Raw genomic sequence first — 1,497 nt, forward strand, 5'->3', positions numbered from 1 at the left:
CATATCGCTATTTCCGAGGGCAGAGGATGGAACGTTTGCTCAATCAGGAAGTGTAGCTCTCGAACCGAAAACAGGGGGAGTTCGTGGAGTTGTCGGTCAAGTTGCTGACAATGATAAAACTGGATTCCGGAATTTCAACTATGCAACCCAATCAAAGCGTAGTCCTGGTTCTACAATTAAGCCTTTAGTTGTTTATACGCCAGCAGTTGAAGCAGGCTGGGCTTTGAATAAGCAGTTGGATAACCATACCATGCAGTATGACAGCTATAAGGTTGATAACTATGCAGGGATCAAAACGAGTCGAGAAGTTCCTATGTATCAAGCCTTGGCAGAATCGCTTAATCTACCTGCTGTTGCCACTGTTAATGATTTGGGTGTCGACAAGGCTTTTGAGGCAGGCGAAAAATTCGGACTCAACATGGAAAAGGTTGACCGTGTTCTTGGTGTCGCCTTGGGAAGCGGTGTTGAAACCAACCCTCTTCAAATGGCTCAAGCATACGCCGCCTTTGCAAATGAAGGTTTAATGCCTGAAGCTCATTTTATTAGTAGAATTGAAAATGCTAGTGGACAAGTTATTGCGAGTCATAAAAATTCACAAAAACGGGTGATTGATAAGTCTGTAGCTGACAAGATGACCAGTATGATGTTGGGGACTTTCACCAACGGTACCGGTATTAGTTCATCGCCTGCAGACTATATTATGGCAGGGAAAACTGGAACAACTGAAGCAGTTTTTAATCCGGAGTACACAAGTGACCAGTGGGTAATTGGTTATACTCCGGATGTAGTGATTAGCCACTGGCTTGGCTTTCCGACCACTGATGAAAACCACTATCTAGCTGGCTCTACTTCAAACGGTGCAGCTCATGTCTTTAGAAACATTGCCAATACCATTTTACCTTATACGTCAGGAAGTACCTTTACGGTTGAAAATGCTTATAAGCAAAATGGAATTGCACCAGCCAATACAAAAAGACAAGTACAAACCAATGATAATAGCCAGACAGATGATAATTTGTCTGATATTCGAGGGCGTGCGCAAAGTCTAGTAGATGAGGCTAGCCGGGCTATCTCAGATGCGAAGATTAAGGAAAAGGCTCAAACAATATGGGATTCGATAGTCAATCTATTTCGCTAAGATGCTTGTCAAAGCCTAGCTTTCTTGTTATAATGGATAAGATGGAGGCGTTATGGCACTAAAAAAAGCAAGCCTAGCTTGTGCGGTTTGTGGTTCGAGAAACTATTCAATCAAGATCAGCGGAAACCCCAAGCCTACACGACTAGAAGTAAATAAATTTTGTAAGCATTGTGGCAAGTACACTACACATAGAGAAACGAGATAGGAGAGAGCGATGCGTTTTATTGGAGATATTTTTAGACTTCTTAAAGACACAACGTGGCCAACTCGCAAGGAAAGCTGGAGAGATTTTCGTTCTATCATGGAATACACAGCTTTCTTTGTAGTAATTATTTACATTTTTGACCAGTTGATTGTTT

3 protein-coding genes are annotated in these 1,497 nt (G+C 42.1%); all 3 read left to right on the top strand.

Annotated features, from left to right (window positions below):
- Positions 1-1,138 (top strand): penicillin-binding transpeptidase domain-containing protein (locus DCM90_RS09715; RefSeq protein ID WP_263852061.1); only part of this gene is annotated, 1,138 nt, incomplete at its 5' end.
- Positions 1,139-1,190: 52 nt separating this feature from the next.
- Positions 1,191-1,343, top strand: a complete 153-nt coding sequence (gene rpmG / locus DCM90_RS09720) for a 50S ribosomal protein L33 (protein ID WP_001809375.1) — start codon at positions 1,191-1,193, stop codon at positions 1,341-1,343.
- Between the two features lie 9 nt (positions 1,344-1,352).
- A partial coding sequence (secE, locus tag DCM90_RS09725; RefSeq protein WP_069305217.1) for a preprotein translocase subunit SecE occupies positions 1,353-1,497 on the top strand: 145 nt, incomplete at its 3' end.

Origin of the sequence: Levilactobacillus bambusae, assembly GCF_003124125.1 — a bacterium.
Taxonomy (GTDB): Bacteria; Bacillota; Bacilli; order Lactobacillales; family Lactobacillaceae; genus Levilactobacillus; species Levilactobacillus bambusae.

Coding starts and splice junctions, on each gene's coding strand:
- rpmG (WP_001809375.1), top strand. CDS start 1,191: ATGGCACTAAAAAAAGCAAGCCTAGCTTGTGCGGTTTGTGGTTCGAGA.